This window comes from Streptomyces sp. NPDC091377 (assembly GCF_044757045.1).
Taxonomy (GTDB): domain Bacteria; phylum Actinomycetota; class Actinomycetes; order Streptomycetales; family Streptomycetaceae; genus Streptomyces.
Window position 1 is genome coordinate 104,743 of sequence record NZ_JBIVUE010000019.1, and the last position, 16,933, is coordinate 121,675.

Consider the following 16,933-nt stretch of genomic DNA (forward strand, 5'->3'; position numbering starts at 1 on the left):
CCACGGGCCGCCGGGCCGAGGCCCCGCTACGCGGCCAGGTGGCGGATTCCCGCCCGAGCCGGGGGCACCGCCGTGGCCTGGATCCCGATGACCTCGACTTCGACGCCCCAGGCCTCAAGGATCTTGGCCGTCTGCACGAGGGTGACCTGGGAGAACGGGAACAGCGAGTCGGCGGTGAGGTCGGCTCCGCTCTTGAGCAGGATCGCGAACACGACCTTCGACGGCCGGAAGCCGTCCGGCAAGGGCCGACCGGGCCGGGCCGCGGCCACCTTCCGGGCGAACCCGTCCACGGCGTCCGGCGAGTGCAGCAAGGTCTGAACGGCGACCACGGCCTGGCCGAACAGATGGCTGAGCGCGTCGGAGCCCCTGGCCCGTTTCACCATGACCAGAGCATTGTCCGGACTCAGCAGGTCGCAGATCTCCACGCCGTTGCCGCGGTGCAGCGCCGTCCGGACGTTGTCACGGTCGAAGCAGACGTACCCGGGCCGCGCATCGGGCACCGATTCGTTGTACCTCCGCTCCGTCTCCCCGAGCACCCAGGCGGGGAGGTCGACCGAGGGCGTGCCGGTGATGAGCCTGCCCACCTGCGAACGGATCGCCTCCAGGTACGCCTCGCCGATCTCGTACCACTGCCCGTCCAGCAGGAAGAACCGGCGGGCGCCGAGCGAGACCTCCGCTTCGATCCACCGCAGTACGTTCGACGTCCAGATGATGTCGTCCTTGTCCGCCCGGGTGTGGGAGTAGAGAGTGACAGTGCCGTCCCGGAGCGCGGTGAGGCGTCGGCCCGGCCTGTGCACGCGTGCCCGGTTGAGGACGTACTCCAGGCTGAAGTCGTCGCCGTCGAGACCGCCGAGAAGTTCCGCTCGGATCTCAACGACTACGTGCGGAAGTACGGCTTCCTCTCACAGGTCGTGCCCTATCGTGACGCCGACCTCGAATGCCTCTACCTCTACGGCCGTCACCTGCTCAACCGTCTGCCGCGCCGCGGAGACGGCGGCGTGGACGTAGGCGATCTCGACCTCAGCCACCTGCGCATCCAGAAGACCGGCGAACACGATCTGGCATTGACCCCCGAGGGCACGGCGGAGCTGCGGGGCTTCGGCGAGGGTACGGGCGGCGCCAAGGAGCAGGAAAAGTCGCTGCTGTCAGAGCTGATCGAGAAGTTCAACGACAAGTACGGCACCGACTTCACCGATCAGGACGTGATCACGCCGTGGTCGGAGGCGAAGGCCGACCCGAAGGTCCGCGCCGCCGCCGTCAACGACGAGGAGAACTTCGGTCTCGTCTTCGACGAGGTCTTCGAGGACAAGATGGCCGAACACATCGACACCATCGCCGAACTGGGGCGCCAGTACTTCAGCCACGACGACAGCTTCAAGCAGTCACTCAACCAGAGTGCGCGACGGGCGGCTTGGCGGATGATCCGCCGGGAGGAGAACATCGACGACGAAGCGGCCTGAACCCTCCCGACCGACCGCTCAGCAAGATCAACCACCCTGCCCGAAAGAGAGGCCCGCGACCACAGACGTACCGCGTGTGGGGCGGGACCGGACAGTCCAGGCTGTGGCGAGGCTGTTGACGAGGAACAGACCCCTGCCGCTCTCCGAGTCCGTATCCGGATGGGCCAGTTCGAGTTTGCCGGGACCCGGATCGGAGACGGCCAGCCAGTAATGACCGTCTGCGGGCCACAGGACGAGTTCGATGAGGTCCTCGTCCTCCCAGCACGCGCCGTGCTGGATGGCGTTGGTGACCAGCTCCGAGGTCAACAGGCCCAGATCATCGCCGAGACGGGAACGGATGCCGTCCGGCAGCGACCTGGCGACGGCGTACCGGGCCCGCCGTACCGAGGCGGGGTGCGCGGGAAAGCGCCAGTGGACAGGGATGAGGGGGATCTCAGGCATGGCGAACTCCTCGGCTGAGTGGGGGGTTGAAGTCGCCGGTGGCCTACCGCCCTGGTCGCGGGCTCACCCGTCCCAGGGCGGACGGGCAGGCTCGCGCGGTGCGCTTCCGGCACTGCGGTGTGTAGCGTGCGCGATACCGACAGTAGGACACGAGGGGCCATATTTGCCATCTGGTTCGCAACAATGGCCTCGATGCGGTGAACTAGTGCTCGTCGAGTCCATGCGAGCACCTCGCGGCACGAAAGGTACGACATGCCACCAAGGACGATCCTCACCCAACGCCAGAAGCGCCTGGGAAGTGAGCTGCGCAGGATGCGCACCACGGCTGGCATGTCCGCGGAGTACGCCGCGGGGCTCCTCGGGGTCGATCGGAGCAGGATCTCCAACATGGAGTCCGGACTGCGCGGGATCAGCACCGAAAGGCTGCGCACCCTGGCCTGCAACTGTGACTGCACCGACGAGAAGTACGTCGATGCCTTGGCCGAGATGGCGGAGCCGAACGAAGCAGGATGGTGGGAGCGTTACCGGGGCAGCTTGCCTCAAGGTCTGCTGGACATCTCCGAAACAGAGGCTGGCGCAGTGCGTCTGTGGGGCGCGAACACTGTCCATGTGCCGGGGCTGCTCCAGACATCGGCCCACGCCATGGCCATCTTCCGCTCCGTCGTCCCACAGCTTCCTGAACATGAGGTCGCTCTCCGACTGGCACACCGTTCGGAGCGCCAGAAGGTGATCACCGGAGACCACCCGGCCCCGTACGTGGCCGTGATCCACGAGGCGGCGCTTCGCATGCAGTTCGGCGGACGGGACGTCGCCCGCGCTCAGTTGGAGTACCTGCTGGAGGTCTCCGAATGGGACAACGTCACCGTGTTGGTCCTGCCCTTCAGTCACGGCGCCTTCCCTGGAGCAGGGCACACGGTCGTCTACACCGAAGGCCCTGTGCAGCAACTCGATACCGTGCAGGTAGACAACTCTCACGGTCCTGTCTTCTTGCACGCTGATGGCCAGCTCGCGAAATATCGGGCACAACTCGACCTGTTGGAAGACTTGGCACTGTCCCGGGGACCGTCCCGCGACTTCATTCGCCAGATCGCCCAACAGCTATGAGGAGACGCGACATGGCCGACATCACCTGGGAAGCCCCGCTCTGCGGGGAAGGCAGCTCCTGCTTCCGCCTCGGAACCGACGCCGACGGCAACGGCTACATAGCCGTGAACGGCCAAGAGGAGCACTACCTCACCGACACCCTCGAAGCCCTGCGCACCCTCATCACCGAAGTCAAGGCCGGCAAGGCCGACCACTTGCTGTAGCAGAGCCCACCGCACGCCGCCGCGGTCGGTACCGTGTACTGCGATCGGCTGACATGGCATCGGGGCGACGGGAGCGCAACGCGTGGCGCAGGCGAGGAGAATCGGCGAGCAGGGCCGCTATGAGCTGATCGAGGAGATCGAGTCCGGAGGCATGGGCACGGTCTGGCGCGGCTACGACGCCGTCCTCGACCGGGAGATCGCGGTCAAGCTCATCCGGCCCGACGTCGTCACGACTCCCGCGCAGGCGAAGGAGTTCACCCGCCGCTTCGAACGCGAGGCACGCGTCACCGCGCGGATCGGCCACCACGGGGTACCGCAGGTGTTCGACGCGGTGTTGGACGAGGCATCGTACGACCGGATGTACTTGGTGATGGAGTACGTGCGCGGGATCTCCCTGCGCAGAGCGCTCACCGGCGTGGGGGACGGAGCGGCGGTGGGGCTCCCCGTGAGCTGGGCCGTGTCGATCGCCGCGCAGATCTGCACGGTTCTGTCGTACGCGCACGCGATCCCGGTGGTGCACCGCGACCTGAAGCCGGACAACATCCTGATCGCGACGGACGGCACGGTCAAAGTGCTGGATTTCGGCATCGCGAAACTGCTGGGCACGGACGTCACCCGGCTCACGGCCACCGGCAACGTGATCGGCACCAGCCTGTACATGCCGCCCGAGCAGATCGACAACGCGCAGATCACCCCGCTCAGCGACCTCTACGCACTCGGCTGTGTACTGCACGAACTCCTCTCCGGACAGCCGGTCTTCAGCGGCGACAGTGACTATCAGCTCATGGCCCAGCACATGGGTGCGCAGCCGTCGCCCCTGCGCACCCTGCGGTCCGAGGTGCCGTCGGACCTGGAGACGCTGACCCTGGATCTGCTGGCCAAGGCTCCCGAGCAACGTCCGGCCGACGCGTACGAGGTGTACGAGCGCCTGTCGCCGCACCTGCCGCCGCCGGGATCGGCCGCCGCCCCCTTGGTTCTCATCGACGGCGGCTCCCCTACCGGGGTGCCCGACCCGACGCTGGTCTACCGGCAGCCGAACGCACCCCTGCGGCGCACCATTCCTGCCGCACCTCAACCGGCGCCTTCAGTTCCGGTGCCGGTCCCGGAACGCGCCGACACCGCACTGCGGGACGCGGTCCGGGACGCCTACGCCCGGTCCGCGGACCTCGCCGAGAACGGGCGGTTCGCCCAGGCGGCGGACGTCCTCAAGGCGGTGATCGCCACGGCGGCCAGCGTTCTCGGCGCGCACAACCCACGGGTGCTCGGTCTGCGGCGACAGCGCGCGGCGGTCCTGATGGCCGGCGGCGACTTCCGACGCGCCTTGCCGGAGTTCGACTCCCTGGCCGCTGTCTACGCCCGTACGGCCGGACCGGCGGACGAGAACACACTGGAGTGCCGTCGGCACGCCGCCCACTGCCGGGCCAACCTCGGCCAGGCCACTGCCGCCCTGCAGGAGTTCCAAGAGGTCCTGGAGGTCGTCTCCGACGAGGACGGCGACGCCTCCGAGACCGCTCTCGACCTACGCCGCAGTATCGGCGTGCTCCTCTTCTCCGAGGGCCGCCGCAGCGAGGCCGAGGGCGTTCTCGACGCCCTCCACGACGACATGTGCGTGCTCCTCGGCGAAGACCACGAGGAGACCCGCGAGATCGCCGATCTCCTCGCGCGGCTGCGCGACCCGGAGGGACCACGCCCCTCCTGACGGCCCGCTCGTGCTGTGCGCGGGCCGTCAGCTCTCGTCCTCGGGCTCGTCCTCTGCGCTGTGGATGCGCTGAGCCAGGTCCCACAGACTCAGGCCCTCCGACTGGAACCAGCGGACCGTTCCCTGATTGGCCACGGGACGGTCGTCCCAGCCGGCGTCCGCCCACATCTTCGACACCAACCCGGACGGCGAGTACTGCTGCTCGTCGTACGCCCACAGGATCGGCTTGGTCCGGTGATTGACCCAGGTCGCCTGACGCCGCCGTTCGTCTTCGGCCAGCCACTCTTCGACGGCGTCCCGTTCGGGCTCGTTCTGACCGACGTACCGGAGGGGGGCTCCGTCCTTGATGACACGGCGGTCGACCAGGAGCGGCACGGTGTTCGGGCGACGCGGCTTGCGTTCCTTCGCCGGAGGTGCGGGAAGGGCGACGCCATCGGCCAGGTCACCGAGGACATGCCTCGCCAGCTCCCGGCATGTCTTCGCGCTCTGGAAGGCGGACCTGATCTGGGGGCGCGGTCCGTAGCGCGTCACGATCTCGTGAGTCAGCCGCCGCACCAGCTCCGGAACCAGGGCGGGAATCTTCTCCAGGACCTCGCTGTCCCAGTCGAAGTCGGGGTCATCGATACTCGTGGCGCCGAGGTGCTGGAAGATCAGATGAGTGACGAGAAAGCCACCGTGCTCCGTGGTCGCAGCCTCGCGGCTGTTGTGCCCACTGCCCAGTTTGTAGACCGCACTGCGTGCCGCACGCAGCGTGAGCACGGAGCGCCACACCTTCTGCGGGGAGGGTTCACGTTTGAACAGCAGGGTGTGGCTGCCCTGGGGGCCCTGCTCCCAGAGGTTCTCCATGGAGCTGGCGGCGCGGGCGGTCTGCTCCGCGTCGGGGTGAAGGCAGGCGAGAGCGAGGGCGGCGCGCAGGTTGGCCTTGATTCGCCTGGTGCACGGGTTCCAGTGCGATGTGATCGCGCTGCTCGATGGCGTTCTGCCGGTTCGCCGCCTGCGAGACCTGGACGCCGAACTTCCGGTCCTCGTGCGTGTTGATGACCTTGATGCTCAGGGTGGCGTTGGCGGCGGCCTCGCCGTCGTCGTGCATGGCCCTGGCCACAGCCCGTACCGTCTGAGCGCCGTTCACGATGCTCGCCCCGGTCACCGCGAGCGTGGTCGGCCTGCTCCTCGGTGCAGGCCCGTATCGACGCGAAGCTGACCGCCGTACGGCCCAGGTCGCGCGGTGGAAGGCGGAGCTGCGCGCCCGGGAGGAGAAGCTGGTCGGCGAGGCGCTGGACCGCGTGGTGAGGGCGCACCTGGACGCGGAACTGTGTCGCGCGTCGATCCTTGACACGCATGACCTGCCGGACATCGGCGCCAGGACGATCGTGACCCTGCTCGACGCGGGCGTCCGTACCTCGGCCGACTTCACCGCGGTGGTCTTCGGCCGGGATCGGACGGACGGAAGCCGCGTCGCGACCTTCGTCCGCCCGAACGGCCTGCACTTGCGGGTGCCCGGCGTCGGAGAGGCGCAGGCGACCGCGCTCGCCGACTGGCGCGCCGCCGTCGAACGGCGGGCCCGGTCGTCGGCGCCCACCTCGCTTCCCCCGCAGCGCCTCGCCCAGGTCCGCGCCGGGACCGTCGCGCGGCTGGCGCGGGGGATCGACCGGAGCGAGCGGGCGCAGGACTGGGCCCGGTGGGACATGGACCGCCTACGCGGGAGGGCCGCCGACGAGCGGCGGTCCATCACCGCGGAGCGGCGGCGCCACCGTACGGAGTCCCAGCGCAAGCGGGCCGGGCTGGTGCAGCGTCAGAAGCAACTGGCCGGTGCGGAGGCGGAGTCGCTGCGGGTGAGCGGTGAACTCACCGCCGCGAAGGCGGAGAGCCGGCGGCGCTGGGCGTCAGGACGTACCTGCGGTTCGTCGTGACGGGACGCTGAAGCTCCGCCCACCCGGCCCTCCGCCATCCCGGGAACGGTAGCTAGCTCCGCCCAGCCGGCCCTCCGCCTGCCCGGCCCCGCCCCGGGGTGTAAGTGACTCGCCAGTAGCATCGTGCGGCCGGGGGAGGCACGGGATACAGCCCGTCAGAAGAGGTGTGTGGGCTGTGTGTTGATGATGCGTTTAGAACGGCATCGGGGACTCTTGGGCACAGTTGTGCGGTGGTAGCATTCCCGCGTCCGCGACCTTGATCCACTCGGGTCAGGCGCCATTTTGAAGTCGGCCGGCTTGCCGTGCAGAGCGGCCACACAGTGGCCACGCAGTTCCTGGGGGATGGCTGCGGATCATCGCGAGGTGAGTCGGGCCGAGGTCTGCTGCCACGCGCCGGGAAAGGTTTCCATGATTCGAGACGTGCTCATATGGTGCCTGGTCGCGGTGGCGGCTCTGGCCGTCGCCGCGGTCGTCGTACTTGTGGTGCGGAACAGAGCGCTGGGTGCGAAGAGGGGTCAGCTGGAGGCCGCGCTGGCCCAGTTGCACGGGGACTCCGTGGCCGAGTCGCAGAAGCTCAGGGCCGAGGTGCACAAGCTGCGGCAGGAGCAGGACGACGTCATCCAGGAGGCCGAGCGGGCGGCCGAGGACCGGACCAAGGCCGTGCTGAAGGGTGCCGCCCGGTTCCTGCAGAGCCTCGCCGCCGAGCAGACCACCGTGCTCGACGACATCCAGCGCAAGTACGGGGGGCACGGCGTCCTCTCCGATCTGCTCGACGTCCACCACGCGAACGCCCAGATGGCCCGTAAGGCCCAGGGCATCGCCGTGATGTGCGGGGCGCCCATCGGTCGGCGGCCCCGGCCCGCCAGCGTCTACGACGTGGTGCGCAGCGCCCAGGGGCAGATCCGCAACTTCCAGCGCATCGAGATCATGCAGCACAGCGGGATCGCGCTGAAGGCCGCCGCTGTCGCGCCGGTCGCGCTCACCGTCGCCGAGCTGCTCGACAACGCCGCGAGCTTCTCCCAGCAGGACGCCCCCATCGAGGTGACCTTCCAGCGGGTGCAGAACAGTGTGTGCATCGTCATCGACGACGCCGGTGTCGGTATGAACGACGAGGACCGGCAGTTCGCCACCTCGCTGCTGTCGGGCGACGCCGTTCCGCGGCTCTCCCAGCTCGGTAACCAGCCCAAGTTCGGTTTCCCTGTGGTCGGGCTGCTCGCCCGGCAGTACGGGTTCAACGTCGATGTCACCGGTGTCTCCCGCTACGGCGGGGTACGCGCCGTCGTCCGGCTGCCCGAGGAGCTGTGGACCATGGAGGAGACCCCGGTACCGGCCGGTGAGGCCCCCGTCAGCAATATCCGGCAGCACGCGGAGGGCGTGCCGCGGATCGGCGGCCGTACGGCCCACGGGCTGCCCAAGCGGGGGGCGCGCAAGGCGCCGCTCGCCGGCTTCGCCGAGGGGCAGGGCGCGGGCGACGAGCCGCAGCAGCCCCGGCGCGGTCTCTCCGGCCGCAGCCTGGGCGCGCTCCAGCGCGGCACCATGTCGGGCCGCAACCTGTCCGCTCCGTCGCCCGAAGGGTCCGAAGACGTATGACCACAGACCTGTCGTGGATGGTCAAGGACATCGTGGACAACGTGCCCCGGGCACGCCACGCGGTCGTGCTGTCCGCGGACGGCATCCCTCGCGGGGCCACCGACGGTCTGACCGAACGTGATGTCCGGGCCATCTCCGCCGCCATGGCCGGGATGCAGTCGCTGAGCCGGGCCACCTCCGGCTTCCTGGGCCCGGGGCAGGGCCGGCAGTGGAACCAGACCATCGTCGAGTTCGCCCATGGCTGGATCTTCCTGATCGCGGCGGGCGACGGCGCCTATCTGGCCGCCGCCGCCGAGCCCGATGTCGACATCGAGCAGATCTCGTACCGGATGAACCGGCTGGTCTCCCGGCTCGGGGACAATCTCACCTCCGCCCCGCGGGTCAGCGCCGCGGACCTGATGGACGAGGCCGCGCGGCGGTCGGGTCCGCGGGAGGGGCTGGGCGGGCCCGCGGTGGTGCTGCCCGAACTGGACAAGGCGATCGCGGGCGTACGGGGTGCGCTGCACGCCGTGCTGCTCGGGGTCAACGGGCTGCCCCGCGGCTCGTCCTCGGGGATGGACAAGGATCTCGCGGACCGGATCTCGGCGGCGATGATGGGGCTGCACGCCTACAGCCGGGCCACCTCGCACTTCAGCGGGGCTCCGGACGAGGCCGACTGGCGGCAGACGGTCATCGAGTTCCAGCACGGCTGGGTCTTCCTGATCGCGGCGGGCGACGGCGCCTATCTGGCCGCCGCCGCCGAGCACGACTGCGATATCGAGGAGTTCACTACACGTCTGCAGGACGTGGTGCCCGCGCTGAGCGGAGCCCCACGGGGAGGGACGGCCGGCCATGCATGAGGACCGGGATCAGGAACTTGAGCTGGAGCTCACATCCGATTTGGTGCCACTGTTCGTGATCACTCAGGGACGTGGCCTGCCGCCCGCGCACGAGTACTCGCACACCACGCTGGTGACCGCGAAGGAGGGCGCCCCGGCCGCGGCACGCACGCTGTCGCCCGAGGCCCGTCTGGTCATGGACCTGGTGGCGAACGGCTTCCTGTCGGTGGCGGAGGTGGCGGGCCACACCCACCTGCCGCTGGGGATCGTACGGATCCTGCTGGCACAGATGGACGAGAGCGGGCTGATCCTCGTGAGGCCGCCCATCCCGCGCGCCGAACGGCCGGACCGCGAACTGCTCAGTGCCGTCATCAACGGCCTGCAGACCAAATTCGGAGCGTGAGCGTGTGAGCGTGTATCTGGATCCCGATGTCTCCCAGGCCGTGAAGATCCTCATCGTGGGGCACTTCGGGGTCGGCAAGACCACCTGCATCGGGAGCATCTCGGAGATCGTGCCGCTACAGACCGAGGAGGAGATCACCGAGGCCAGCGAGGGCGTCGACGATCTCTCCGGGACGCCGGACAAGACGACCACCACCGTGGCCATGGACTTCGGCCGGCTGACCCTCAGCGACGAACTGGTCCTCTATCTCTTCGGCACCCCGGGCCAAGAGCGCTTCAAGGAGATGTGGGAGGGGCTCTCGAAGGGTGCCCTGGGCGCCCTGGTGCTGGTCGACCCGGAGCGGCTGCACGAGAGCTTCCCCGTGCTCGACCTGGTCGAGCAGTTCGGTCTGACCTGTGCCATCGGCGTCAACCGCTTCGACGGTACGCCCGCCTATCCGCTCGACGAGGTGCGCGAGGCCCTGAACCTTCCGCCGGACACCCCCGTCGTGTACTGCGACGTGCGCGACGAGCAGTCGTCGGCGCAGGCGCTGATCGCGCTGGTGAAACACCTCATGTCCATACTCGCCTAGGAGCTCACGGCATGCAGCAGCACCACGACATACCGCCCGGTTGCCCCGCGCACGCGAACGTCCGGCTGTACGGGCCGGACTTCGGCTCCGACCCCGAGGGGCACTACGCGCATCTGCGCGCGCAGGGCGCCAGCGCCCCGGTGGACATCGCCCCGGACGTCCAGGTCGAACTGGTCACCGGGTACGACGACGCCCTCTCCATCCTTCAGCACCCCGAGCTGTTCGTGCGGGACTCGCGCCGCTGGAACGCGCTGCGCGAGGGCCGGGTGCCGCAGGACAGCCCGGCGATCCCGATGATGGGGTACCGGCCCAACGCGCTGTTCGCGGACGGCGCGGCCCACGCCCGGCTGCGGCAGGCGGTCACCGACAGTCTGGCCACCGTCAACGAACTCCAGCTCGCCCGGCAGGTCCAGCAGTCCGCGGACTATCTGATCAGCGTGTTCAGCACACGCGGTCAGGCGGAGCTGATGGCGGACTACGCGCAGCCGCTGCCGCTGCTGGTCTTCAGCGATCTGTTCGGCTGCACCCGGGAGATCGGCGACCGGGTGATCGTCGGCACCAGTGGCATCTTCGAGGGCACGCCCGGTGCCGACGAGATCCTGGGCGGCGCGCTCACCGAGCTGATCGCGCTCAAGCGCCACACCCCGGGCCCGGATCTGACCACCCGTCTGATGCTGCATCCGGCCGGGCTGTCCGACGAGGAGGTGCTGCACCAGCTCGTGACGCTGCTCTCCGGCGGCACGATGCCGCTGTCCGCCTCGATCGGGACCAGCACGGCCCTGTATCTCAGCGACGACTGGCAGGTGGGGCTGCCGGTCGAGGACGCGGTCGCCAAGACGCTCTGGAACTACGCGCCGATCGCCAACTACGCGGCCCACTACCCGGTCCAGGACGTCGATCTCGGCGGCCGGATCCTGCGGCAGAACGACCCGGTGGTGATCTCCTTCGCGGCGGCCAACACCGACCCCAAGCTCTCCGAGCACCGTGAGCAGCTCAGCGCCAAGGCCCATCTCGCCTTCGGCGCGGGACCGCACGCGTGCCCGGCCAAGGACCCGGCGTTCATGATCGCGGTCAAGGCCGTGGAGACGCTCTCCAACCGGCTGCCGGACATCGAGATGCGGGTCGCGTTCAAGGAACTGGCGTGGGTGCCGTCGCCGTGGACCCGGTCGCTGGTGACCCTGCCGCTGCGGTTCACCCCGCGCACCCTGCGGGCCTCGGGAAGCCCCGCGGCCCGTACCGGCACCACCGAGGCGCCCCAGCCCGTCGCGGCGGCCGGCGGCTACCCGGGGGGTGCGTCCCGCTCGGCGTCGGCGCCTTCCAAGCAGGGGCTGTTCAGCCGCTTCCTGGCCTGGACCCGAGGGGAGTAGGGGCGTCCGTCGGCCATTCTTCCGGCCAGGGTCGGCGGGCGAAGCCCCTCTGACCTGGGCGTTGAAGGCGTGACGCAAGTAACCAGATAAGAACACCGTGTTATTGGATGCTTGAAACACCCCAGGGGTACGTATGACGGCTGTGCTCAGAAAGGGGCCGTCCACGTGCAGACCGTCACGACCACCTCATCCGACCGTCGTGCCACTCTCTCCCTCTTCACCCGCCTCCGATCGGCACAGGGCCAGGATGATCCCTTCCCGATCTACGCGGCTCTCCGTTCGCTGGGACCAGTTGCCCCCGCACCCTGGGGCGGGCATCTGGTGACCGGCTTCGACCTGTGCGACCGCATACTGCGCAGTCCCGCCTGGCTGGAACCCGATCGCCGATGGCGTGAGAAGCAAGGGCCGCGCACCCGCTGGAGCGCGCCCTCGGCACGGGAGATCAGCAGTACCCTGCCGGCGCTCAACCCACCCGACCACTCCCGGGTGCGCCAGGCCGCCGGCACCTTCGACCGCAGCACCATCCAGGGCATCGCCCCGACAGTGACCCGGGTGACCGACCGGCTGCTGGACACCCTGGCCGACCGGTTGCGCGACGGCGAGGCCGACTTCGCCGCCCTGGTCGCCGAGGAACTGCCCGTCGCCACCATCGGCACCTGGCTCGGGCTGCCCGAGGCCGACTGGCCGCGGCTGCGGGAACTCACCCACGACCAGGTCTTCACCCAGGAGTTGCTGCCGACGGCGAGCCAACTGGCCCGCTCCGACGCCGCCATGGCCGAACTGCGCGCCTACTTCCTGGACCTGGTGCGCGACCGCCGCGCCCGCCCGGGCGACGACCCGATCTCCGGGTGGATCACCCGCTGGGACGCCCTGGAGTCCGACCAGGACAAGGCGGACGAAGGTGTCTACTTCCTGGCGCTGTTCTTCCTGCTGGCCGCCCTGGAGACCACCGCCACCCTGCTCGCCACCATGGTCCTGCGCCTGGTCGAGGAACCGGACCGCTGGGACCTGGTCGCCGACAACCCCGACCTGGCCCCCGCGTTCGTGGAGGAGACCCTGCGCCACGACGCCCCCACCCATGTCATCAGCCGGGTCGCCGCCCACGACTGCGCCCTGAACGGCCTGGAGATCCGGGCCGACGACATGGTCCACCTGATGGTGGGCGCCGCCCACCGCGATCCCGACCGCCACCCCGACCCCGACCGCTTCGACCTGCGCCGCAAGCCCGCCCATCTCGCCTTCAGTGCCGGAATCCACTACTGCCTCGGCGCCCCGCTGGCCCGTATGGAGGCCGACACCCTCCTGCGCAGACTGGTCACCCGGCTGCCCCGGCTCACCCTGGTCCGCCGGCCCACCATGGCGCCCCGCCGGGTGGTCTTCCGGCGGCTGCTGAATCTGGACGTCGCCCTCGCATGAACGCCGTACCCGCTCCCGCTTCCTCCCCCGCCGCCGCAACCTCCCCCGGTCTCCCCGGTCCCCCCGGTCCCCTCGGTGTCGAACAGGACGGTCCCGTCCTCCATGTGCGGCTCAACCCCGCCGGACAGGACGACGCCCTCGGCATCGCCGCGATCGACGCCCTGCTCGGTCTCCTCGACGCTCTGCACGACCGCCCCGACATCCGCGTCCTCGTCCTGTCGTCCCTGGGCGAGAACTTCTGCCTGGGCGCCGACCGGTACGAGTACCAGGACGCCCTCACCGCCGACCCCACCGGCACCGCCCTGCGGCGCTTCGTGGACAAGGCCCACCGGCTCTGCCAGGCCCTGGAGAACACCCATGCCGTCACCATCGCCCGGATCCACGGCCGGATCGTCGGGGCGGGGCTGGCGATGGCCGCCTACTGCGACCTCCGGGTGGGCGGTGACACGTGCCGATTCCGGATGCCCGAGGTCGCCCTGGGCCTCGTCCCCGCCTGGGGCGGGGCGATGGGCCGGCTGATCTCCGAGGCCGGTCACGCGCGCATCCGTGAACTCATACTCACCTGCGAACCCTTCGACGCGGAGACCGCCCTGCGGCTGAGGCTGCTGCAGAAGGTGGTCCCGGTCGAGGAACTGGACCGGGCGGTCGACGACTGGATCCGCCCCCTGCTGCGGCGGGCGCCCGAGGCACTGGTGCTCACCAAACGCATGCTGACCGGGTACGCCCGCGCCGACCGCACGGCGGACGTGGGGCTGCTCGACTCCCACCTGCTGGCCTCGATGCTGGCGGCACCTCAGGGGCGGGAGGGGCACTGACGGGAGCGGTCTCTTCGGGTGTTCGGCCGCTGACCACCCGCCGTGTTCGTCGCGGCGGGTTTCTTCTTGCGGGGCGGGCCCCTGGCCCCGGGCCGGGGTGGGCCCCCGGGGCACTCCTCGGGCCGGGTCGGTCGGCCGTCATGCCGTGCGTTTGCGAGCCGGGGACTTCTTCGCCGGTGTCTTCTTCGCCGCCGACTTGGCGGTCGTCTTCTTCTCCGTCGTCTTCTCCGTCGTCTTCTTCGCCGTGGACCTCGCCGTCGTCTTCTTGGCCGCCGACTTGGCCGTCGCCTTCTTCGCCGTGGACGTCGACTTCTTCGCGCCGGTCTGCTTGGGGGTCGCGGCCGAGGACTTGCGGCGGGGCAGGGGGTGGACCTCGGCCTCCTCGCCCCGGGACTCCTTCGCGGCCCGGACACTGCTCTCCAGCGCGGCCATGAGGTCGAGGACCTTGCCGCCGGTGGCCGGTTCGGGGGCGGTGGGCGGGGCCTCCCCGGCCGCCTTCGCGGCGATGACCTCTTCCACGGCCTCCCGGTACTCGTCGTGCAGATCGTCCAGGTCGACCTCGCCGAGGGTGTCCATCAGGGCGTCCGCGAGATCGAGTTCCTTGTCGCGGACCGTGACCGAGGTGTCGGGGGCGACGCCCTCGGGTGCGCGCACCTCGTCGGGCCAGAGCAGTCCGTGCATGGCGATGACGTCGTCGATCACCCGCAGCATGCCCAGCCGCTCCCGGCCGCGCAGGGCGAACTTGGCGATGGCGACCTTGTTGCTGCGCTTGAGGGCCTCCCGCAGGAGGGTGTAGGGCTTGGCCGCCGGGGCGCCGCTCGCGGCGAGGTAGTAGGCCGTACCCATCTGGAGCGGGTCGATCCGGTCGTCCGGCACGAACGCCACGATCTCGATCGTCCGCGCCGTGGGGATCGGGAGCTGGGCCAGGTCCTCGTCCGTGATCGGGATGACCGAGCCGTCCGCGTCCTCGTACGCCTTGCCGATCTCGGCCTGGCTGACCTCGCGGTCCTCCAGCTCGCAGAACTTGCGGTAGCGGATCCGGCCGCCGTCCTCCGTGTGGATCTGGCGGAAGGAGATCGAGTGGCTCTCGGTCGCGTTCACCAGCTTGATGGGGATGCTGACCAGGCCGAAGGAGATGGCGCCGTTCCATATGGATCGCACGTTCAGGATCCTTTCCCGCCGGAGGCCGACCCCGCGAGCCTTTTGGGGCGATTTCATGTGATTCTCATCGTATGACGCCGATCACAGAGGTGGCGGGGCGGCGGCTCTCGCTCAGCAATCTGGAGAAGGTGCTGTACCCGGCGACCGGGTTCACCAAGGGCGAGCTGCTGCACTACTACGCCGTCGTCGCCGACGTCCTGCTGCCGCATCTGCGGGACCGGCCGGTGTCCTTCCTGCGGTATCCGGACGGGCCGGACGGACAGGTCTTCTTCACCAAGAACGTGCCGCCCGGTACGCCCGACTGGGTCACCACCGCCGAGGTGCCACGGGTGGAGGGGCCGGCCCGGATGGTGCTGGTGCAGGATCTGCCGTCGCTGATGTGGGCGGCGAACCTGGTCACCGAGTTCCATACGCCGCAGTGGGTGATCGGGGCGCCGGGGGACGCCGACCGGCTGGTCTTCGACCTGGACCCGGGTGCTCCCGCGACCGTCGTGGAGTGCGGTGAGGTGGCGCTGTGGCTGCGGGAGCGGCTGGCGGCGGACGGGATCGAGGCGTACGTGAAGACCTCCGGTTCGAAGGGGCTGCATCTGCTGGCCGCGGTGCGGGGGGCGTCGTCCGGGGCGGTGTCGGAGTACGCGAAGCGGCTGGCGAAGGAGGCGGAGCGGGCGCTGCCGCGGCTGGTGGTGCACCGGATGACGCGGAGTCTGCGGCCGGGGAAGGTGTTCGTGGACTGGAGCCAGAACGCCGCGCGCAAGACGACGGCTGCGCCGTACACCGTGCGGGCTCGGGAGGAGCCGTGGGTTTCCGTGCCGGTGACGTGGGAGGAGGTGGAGGGGCGCGGGGCGGCGGTGGAGGGGTTGGCTTTTGTGGCGGGGGATGTTCCGGAACGGGTTCGGGAGGTTGGGGATCTGTTGGCGCCGTTGTTGGAGGAAAGCAACGCGGGGGCCCTGCCGGGCGGGGGTGAGGGTGAGGGGTGAGGGGGTGAGGGGGTGAGGGGTGAGGGGGTGAGGGGTGAGGGGGTGAGGGGTGAGGGGGTGAGGGGTGAGGGGGCTTGTGGGTGGGTGCGGGTGGGTGGGGGCTGGGTGCGCAGTTCCCCGCGCCCCTTGGGTGGGTGGGGGTGGACGGGGTGGGGAGGTTCGGGGGGTGTGTGTGCTGTGCGCGGTTCCCCGCGCCCCTGGGGGGGGTGGGTGGGGTGGGCGAGGTTGGGAAGTTCGGGGGGTGTGTGTGCTGTGCGCGGTTCCCCGCGCCCCTGGGGGGGTGGGGGTGGGTGGGGTTTGCAGGGTCGGGGGGTGTGTGTGCTGTGTGCGGTTTCCCGCGCCCCTGGGGGCTCAGGGGGGTTAGGGGGTTGTCCAGCGGTGCGCTCATGCGCTCTCACCCCCCGGCCATGGGAGCAGGCGGGGTGCTCCAGGGGGAAGAACCCGGCTACCGTTGGGGGGAGGCCGGGGACTGCTTGGTGGGGAGGCTCCGTTGCGTACCCGCGGGAGGGAAGCCGACGTACCGGCACCGGACAGCGCGTGGAGCGAGATCGTGCCGGGGCTGTGGATGGGCGGGCACGAGTACCGGGGCCCGTCGGGTCAGTTGCGCTCCGCCGTGGCGCGGGACGAGTTCGATCTCGTCCAGACGCTGCTGCGGCTGCCGGGGCACGGCCCCGATCCCGGCGTGGAGCACCAGGTGTGGCCCATCCCCGACGGACCCCTCGACGGCACCCAGCTCGCCGGGGTGATCCGGCTCGCGCAGGCCACCTCCGACGCGCTGGAGGCGGGCCGTACCGTCCTGGTCCGCTGCTTCGCCGGCTACAACCGCTCCGGGCTGGTCGTGGCACAGGCGCTGCTCCACCAGGGCCACAGCCCGGACCAGGCGATCCGGCTGATCCGTACCCGCCGCTCGCCCTGGGCGCTGCACAACGACCTGTTCGTGGAATATCTGCGGACCGGGCTGACGACCGTACGGCTGCTGGAGGAGTTGTCCGAGTAGG

General features: G+C 69.9%; 18 protein-coding genes and 1 pseudogene. 14 read left to right on the forward strand and 5 right to left on the reverse strand.

Annotation, left to right across the window (positions count from 1 at the left end):
- Positions 1–26 precede the first annotated feature (26 nt).
- Entirely contained in the window at positions 27–797 is a 771-nt protein-coding gene (locus ACIQNG_RS31840) for a TIGR04141 family sporadically distributed protein (RefSeq protein ID WP_401489781.1), read from the reverse strand.
- Positions 798–839: 42 nt separating this feature from the next.
- On the opposite strand from ACIQNG_RS31840, the pseudogene ACIQNG_RS31845 reads away from it, so the two are divergent.
- Positions 840–1,460, forward strand: a pseudogene (locus ACIQNG_RS31845) (type I restriction endonuclease subunit R); the annotation flags it as partial.
- Positions 1,461–1,487: 27 nt separating this feature from the next.
- Here the strand turns inward: ACIQNG_RS31845 and ACIQNG_RS31850 are convergent.
- Positions 1,488–1,901, reverse strand: coding sequence for an ATP-binding protein (locus tag ACIQNG_RS31850; protein ID WP_401489784.1), 414 nt, complete (start codon positions 1,899–1,901; stop codon positions 1,488–1,490).
- A gap of 252 nt (positions 1,902–2,153) precedes the next feature.
- Here ACIQNG_RS31850 and ACIQNG_RS31855 point away from each other — a divergent pair, with 252 nt between their 5' ends.
- The 3 genes from ACIQNG_RS31855 to ACIQNG_RS31865 all read left to right on the forward strand — a co-directional run bounded on the left by ACIQNG_RS31855 (position 2,154) and on the right by ACIQNG_RS31865 (position 4,907).
- On the forward strand, positions 2,154–3,005 hold the full coding sequence (locus tag ACIQNG_RS31855) for a helix-turn-helix domain-containing protein (protein ID WP_401489787.1): 852 nt from the start codon (positions 2,154–2,156) through the stop codon (positions 3,003–3,005).
- Between the two features lie 11 nt (positions 3,006–3,016).
- Positions 3,017–3,208, forward strand: coding sequence for a hypothetical protein (locus ACIQNG_RS31860; RefSeq protein WP_401489789.1), 192 nt, complete (start codon positions 3,017–3,019; stop codon positions 3,206–3,208).
- A gap of 82 nt (positions 3,209–3,290) precedes the next feature.
- On the forward strand, positions 3,291–4,907 hold the full coding sequence (locus ACIQNG_RS31865; protein WP_401489791.1) for a protein kinase: 1,617 nt from the start codon (positions 3,291–3,293) through the stop codon (positions 4,905–4,907).
- Between the two features lie 27 nt (positions 4,908–4,934).
- Here the strand turns inward: ACIQNG_RS31865 and ACIQNG_RS31870 are convergent, their stop codons facing one another.
- Together ACIQNG_RS31870 and ACIQNG_RS31875 are read right to left on the reverse strand one after the other, a co-directional pair.
- Positions 4,935–5,753 carry a hypothetical protein gene (locus tag ACIQNG_RS31870; protein WP_401489794.1) on the reverse strand — a complete coding sequence of 273 codons (819 nt, stop codon included), beginning with the start codon at positions 5,751–5,753 and terminating at the stop codon, positions 4,935–4,937.
- Positions 5,695–6,054: an AIPR family protein gene (locus ACIQNG_RS31875; protein ID WP_401489797.1), complete on the reverse strand. Its 360-nt coding sequence runs from the start codon at positions 6,052–6,054 to the stop codon at positions 5,695–5,697. The genes ACIQNG_RS31870 and ACIQNG_RS31875 overlap by 59 nt, the downstream gene beginning before the upstream one ends.
- On the opposite strand from ACIQNG_RS31875, the gene ACIQNG_RS31880 reads away from it, so the two are divergent.
- The 8 genes from ACIQNG_RS31880 (at position 6,038) to ACIQNG_RS31915 (ending at position 13,797) form a co-directional block, all read left to right on the forward strand.
- Positions 6,038–6,817, forward strand: a complete 780-nt coding sequence (locus ACIQNG_RS31880) for a hypothetical protein (protein WP_401489800.1) — start codon at positions 6,038–6,040, stop codon at positions 6,815–6,817. The genes ACIQNG_RS31875 and ACIQNG_RS31880 overlap by 17 nt on opposite strands.
- 408 nt (positions 6,818–7,225) lie before the next feature.
- Positions 7,226–8,407 (forward strand): ATP-binding protein, encoded by a 1,182-nt coding sequence (locus ACIQNG_RS31885; protein WP_401489802.1) that lies wholly within the window; start codon positions 7,226–7,228, stop codon positions 8,405–8,407.
- Positions 8,404–9,246 (forward strand): roadblock/LC7 domain-containing protein, encoded by an 843-nt coding sequence (locus ACIQNG_RS31890; protein ID WP_401440164.1) that lies wholly within the window; start codon positions 8,404–8,406, stop codon positions 9,244–9,246. The genes ACIQNG_RS31885 and ACIQNG_RS31890 overlap by 4 nt, the downstream gene beginning before the upstream one ends.
- Positions 9,239–9,628, forward strand: coding sequence for a DUF742 domain-containing protein (locus tag ACIQNG_RS31895; protein ID WP_401440162.1), 390 nt, complete (start codon positions 9,239–9,241; stop codon positions 9,626–9,628). Before ACIQNG_RS31890 ends, ACIQNG_RS31895 begins: the two co-directional genes overlap by 8 nt.
- Before the next feature lie 10 nt (positions 9,629–9,638).
- Positions 9,639–10,199, forward strand: a complete 561-nt coding sequence (locus ACIQNG_RS31900) for a GTP-binding protein (RefSeq protein ID WP_401440284.1) — start codon at positions 9,639–9,641, stop codon at positions 10,197–10,199.
- Positions 10,200–10,210: 11 nt separating this feature from the next.
- Positions 10,211–11,566, forward strand: a complete 1,356-nt coding sequence (locus ACIQNG_RS31905) for a cytochrome P450 (RefSeq protein WP_401440160.1) — start codon at positions 10,211–10,213, stop codon at positions 11,564–11,566.
- 165 nt (positions 11,567–11,731) lie between these two features.
- Positions 11,732–12,982, forward strand: a complete 1,251-nt coding sequence (locus ACIQNG_RS31910; RefSeq protein WP_401489806.1) for a cytochrome P450 — start codon at positions 11,732–11,734, stop codon at positions 12,980–12,982.
- A gap of 104 nt (positions 12,983–13,086) precedes the next feature.
- Positions 13,087–13,797, forward strand: a complete 711-nt coding sequence (locus tag ACIQNG_RS31915) for an enoyl-CoA hydratase/isomerase family protein (RefSeq protein WP_401489809.1) — start codon at positions 13,087–13,089, stop codon at positions 13,795–13,797.
- Positions 13,798–13,935: 138 nt separating this feature from the next.
- On the opposite strand, the gene ACIQNG_RS31920 is transcribed toward ACIQNG_RS31915, so the two are convergent.
- Positions 13,936–14,967, reverse strand: coding sequence for a Ku protein (locus ACIQNG_RS31920; RefSeq protein WP_401489868.1), 1,032 nt, complete (start codon positions 14,965–14,967; stop codon positions 13,936–13,938).
- A gap of 62 nt (positions 14,968–15,029) precedes the next feature.
- Between ACIQNG_RS31920 and ligD the strand changes: the two genes are divergently transcribed.
- Complete coding sequence (gene ligD / locus ACIQNG_RS31925; RefSeq protein WP_401440154.1) at positions 15,030–15,935, forward strand: non-homologous end-joining DNA ligase; 906 nt, start codon at positions 15,030–15,032, stop codon at positions 15,933–15,935.
- Positions 15,936–16,425: 490 nt separating this feature from the next.
- Positions 16,426–16,932 (forward strand): protein phosphatase, encoded by a 507-nt coding sequence (locus tag ACIQNG_RS31930; protein ID WP_401440153.1) that lies wholly within the window; start codon positions 16,426–16,428, stop codon positions 16,930–16,932.
- Position 16,933: the final 1 nt, after the last annotated feature.

Bases quoted from the DNA above. Each gene is read 5' to 3' on its own strand.
- ACIQNG_RS31860 (WP_401489789.1), top strand. From the start codon at position 3,017: ATGGCCGACATCACCTGGGAAGCCCCGCTCTGCGGGGAAGGCAGCTCC.
- ACIQNG_RS31870 (WP_401489794.1), bottom strand. From the start codon at position 5,753: ATGGAGAACCTCTGGGAGCAGGGCCCCCAGGGCAGCCACACCCTGCTG.
- ACIQNG_RS31895 (WP_401440162.1), top strand. From the start codon at position 9,239: ATGCATGAGGACCGGGATCAGGAACTTGAGCTGGAGCTCACATCCGAT.
- ACIQNG_RS31885 (WP_401489802.1), top strand. From the start codon at position 7,226: ATGATTCGAGACGTGCTCATATGGTGCCTGGTCGCGGTGGCGGCTCTG.
- ACIQNG_RS31905 (WP_401440160.1), top strand. From the start codon at position 10,211: ATGCAGCAGCACCACGACATACCGCCCGGTTGCCCCGCGCACGCGAAC.
- ligD (WP_401440154.1), top strand. From the start codon at position 15,030: ATGACGCCGATCACAGAGGTGGCGGGGCGGCGGCTCTCGCTCAGCAAT.
- ACIQNG_RS31850 (WP_401489784.1), bottom strand. From the start codon at position 1,901: ATGCCTGAGATCCCCCTCATCCCTGTCCACTGGCGCTTTCCCGCGCAC.
- ACIQNG_RS31880 (WP_401489800.1), top strand. From the start codon at position 6,038: ATGCTCGCCCCGGTCACCGCGAGCGTGGTCGGCCTGCTCCTCGGTGCA.
- ACIQNG_RS31890 (WP_401440164.1), top strand. From the start codon at position 8,404: ATGACCACAGACCTGTCGTGGATGGTCAAGGACATCGTGGACAACGTG.
- ACIQNG_RS31855 (WP_401489787.1), top strand. From the start codon at position 2,154: ATGCCACCAAGGACGATCCTCACCCAACGCCAGAAGCGCCTGGGAAGT.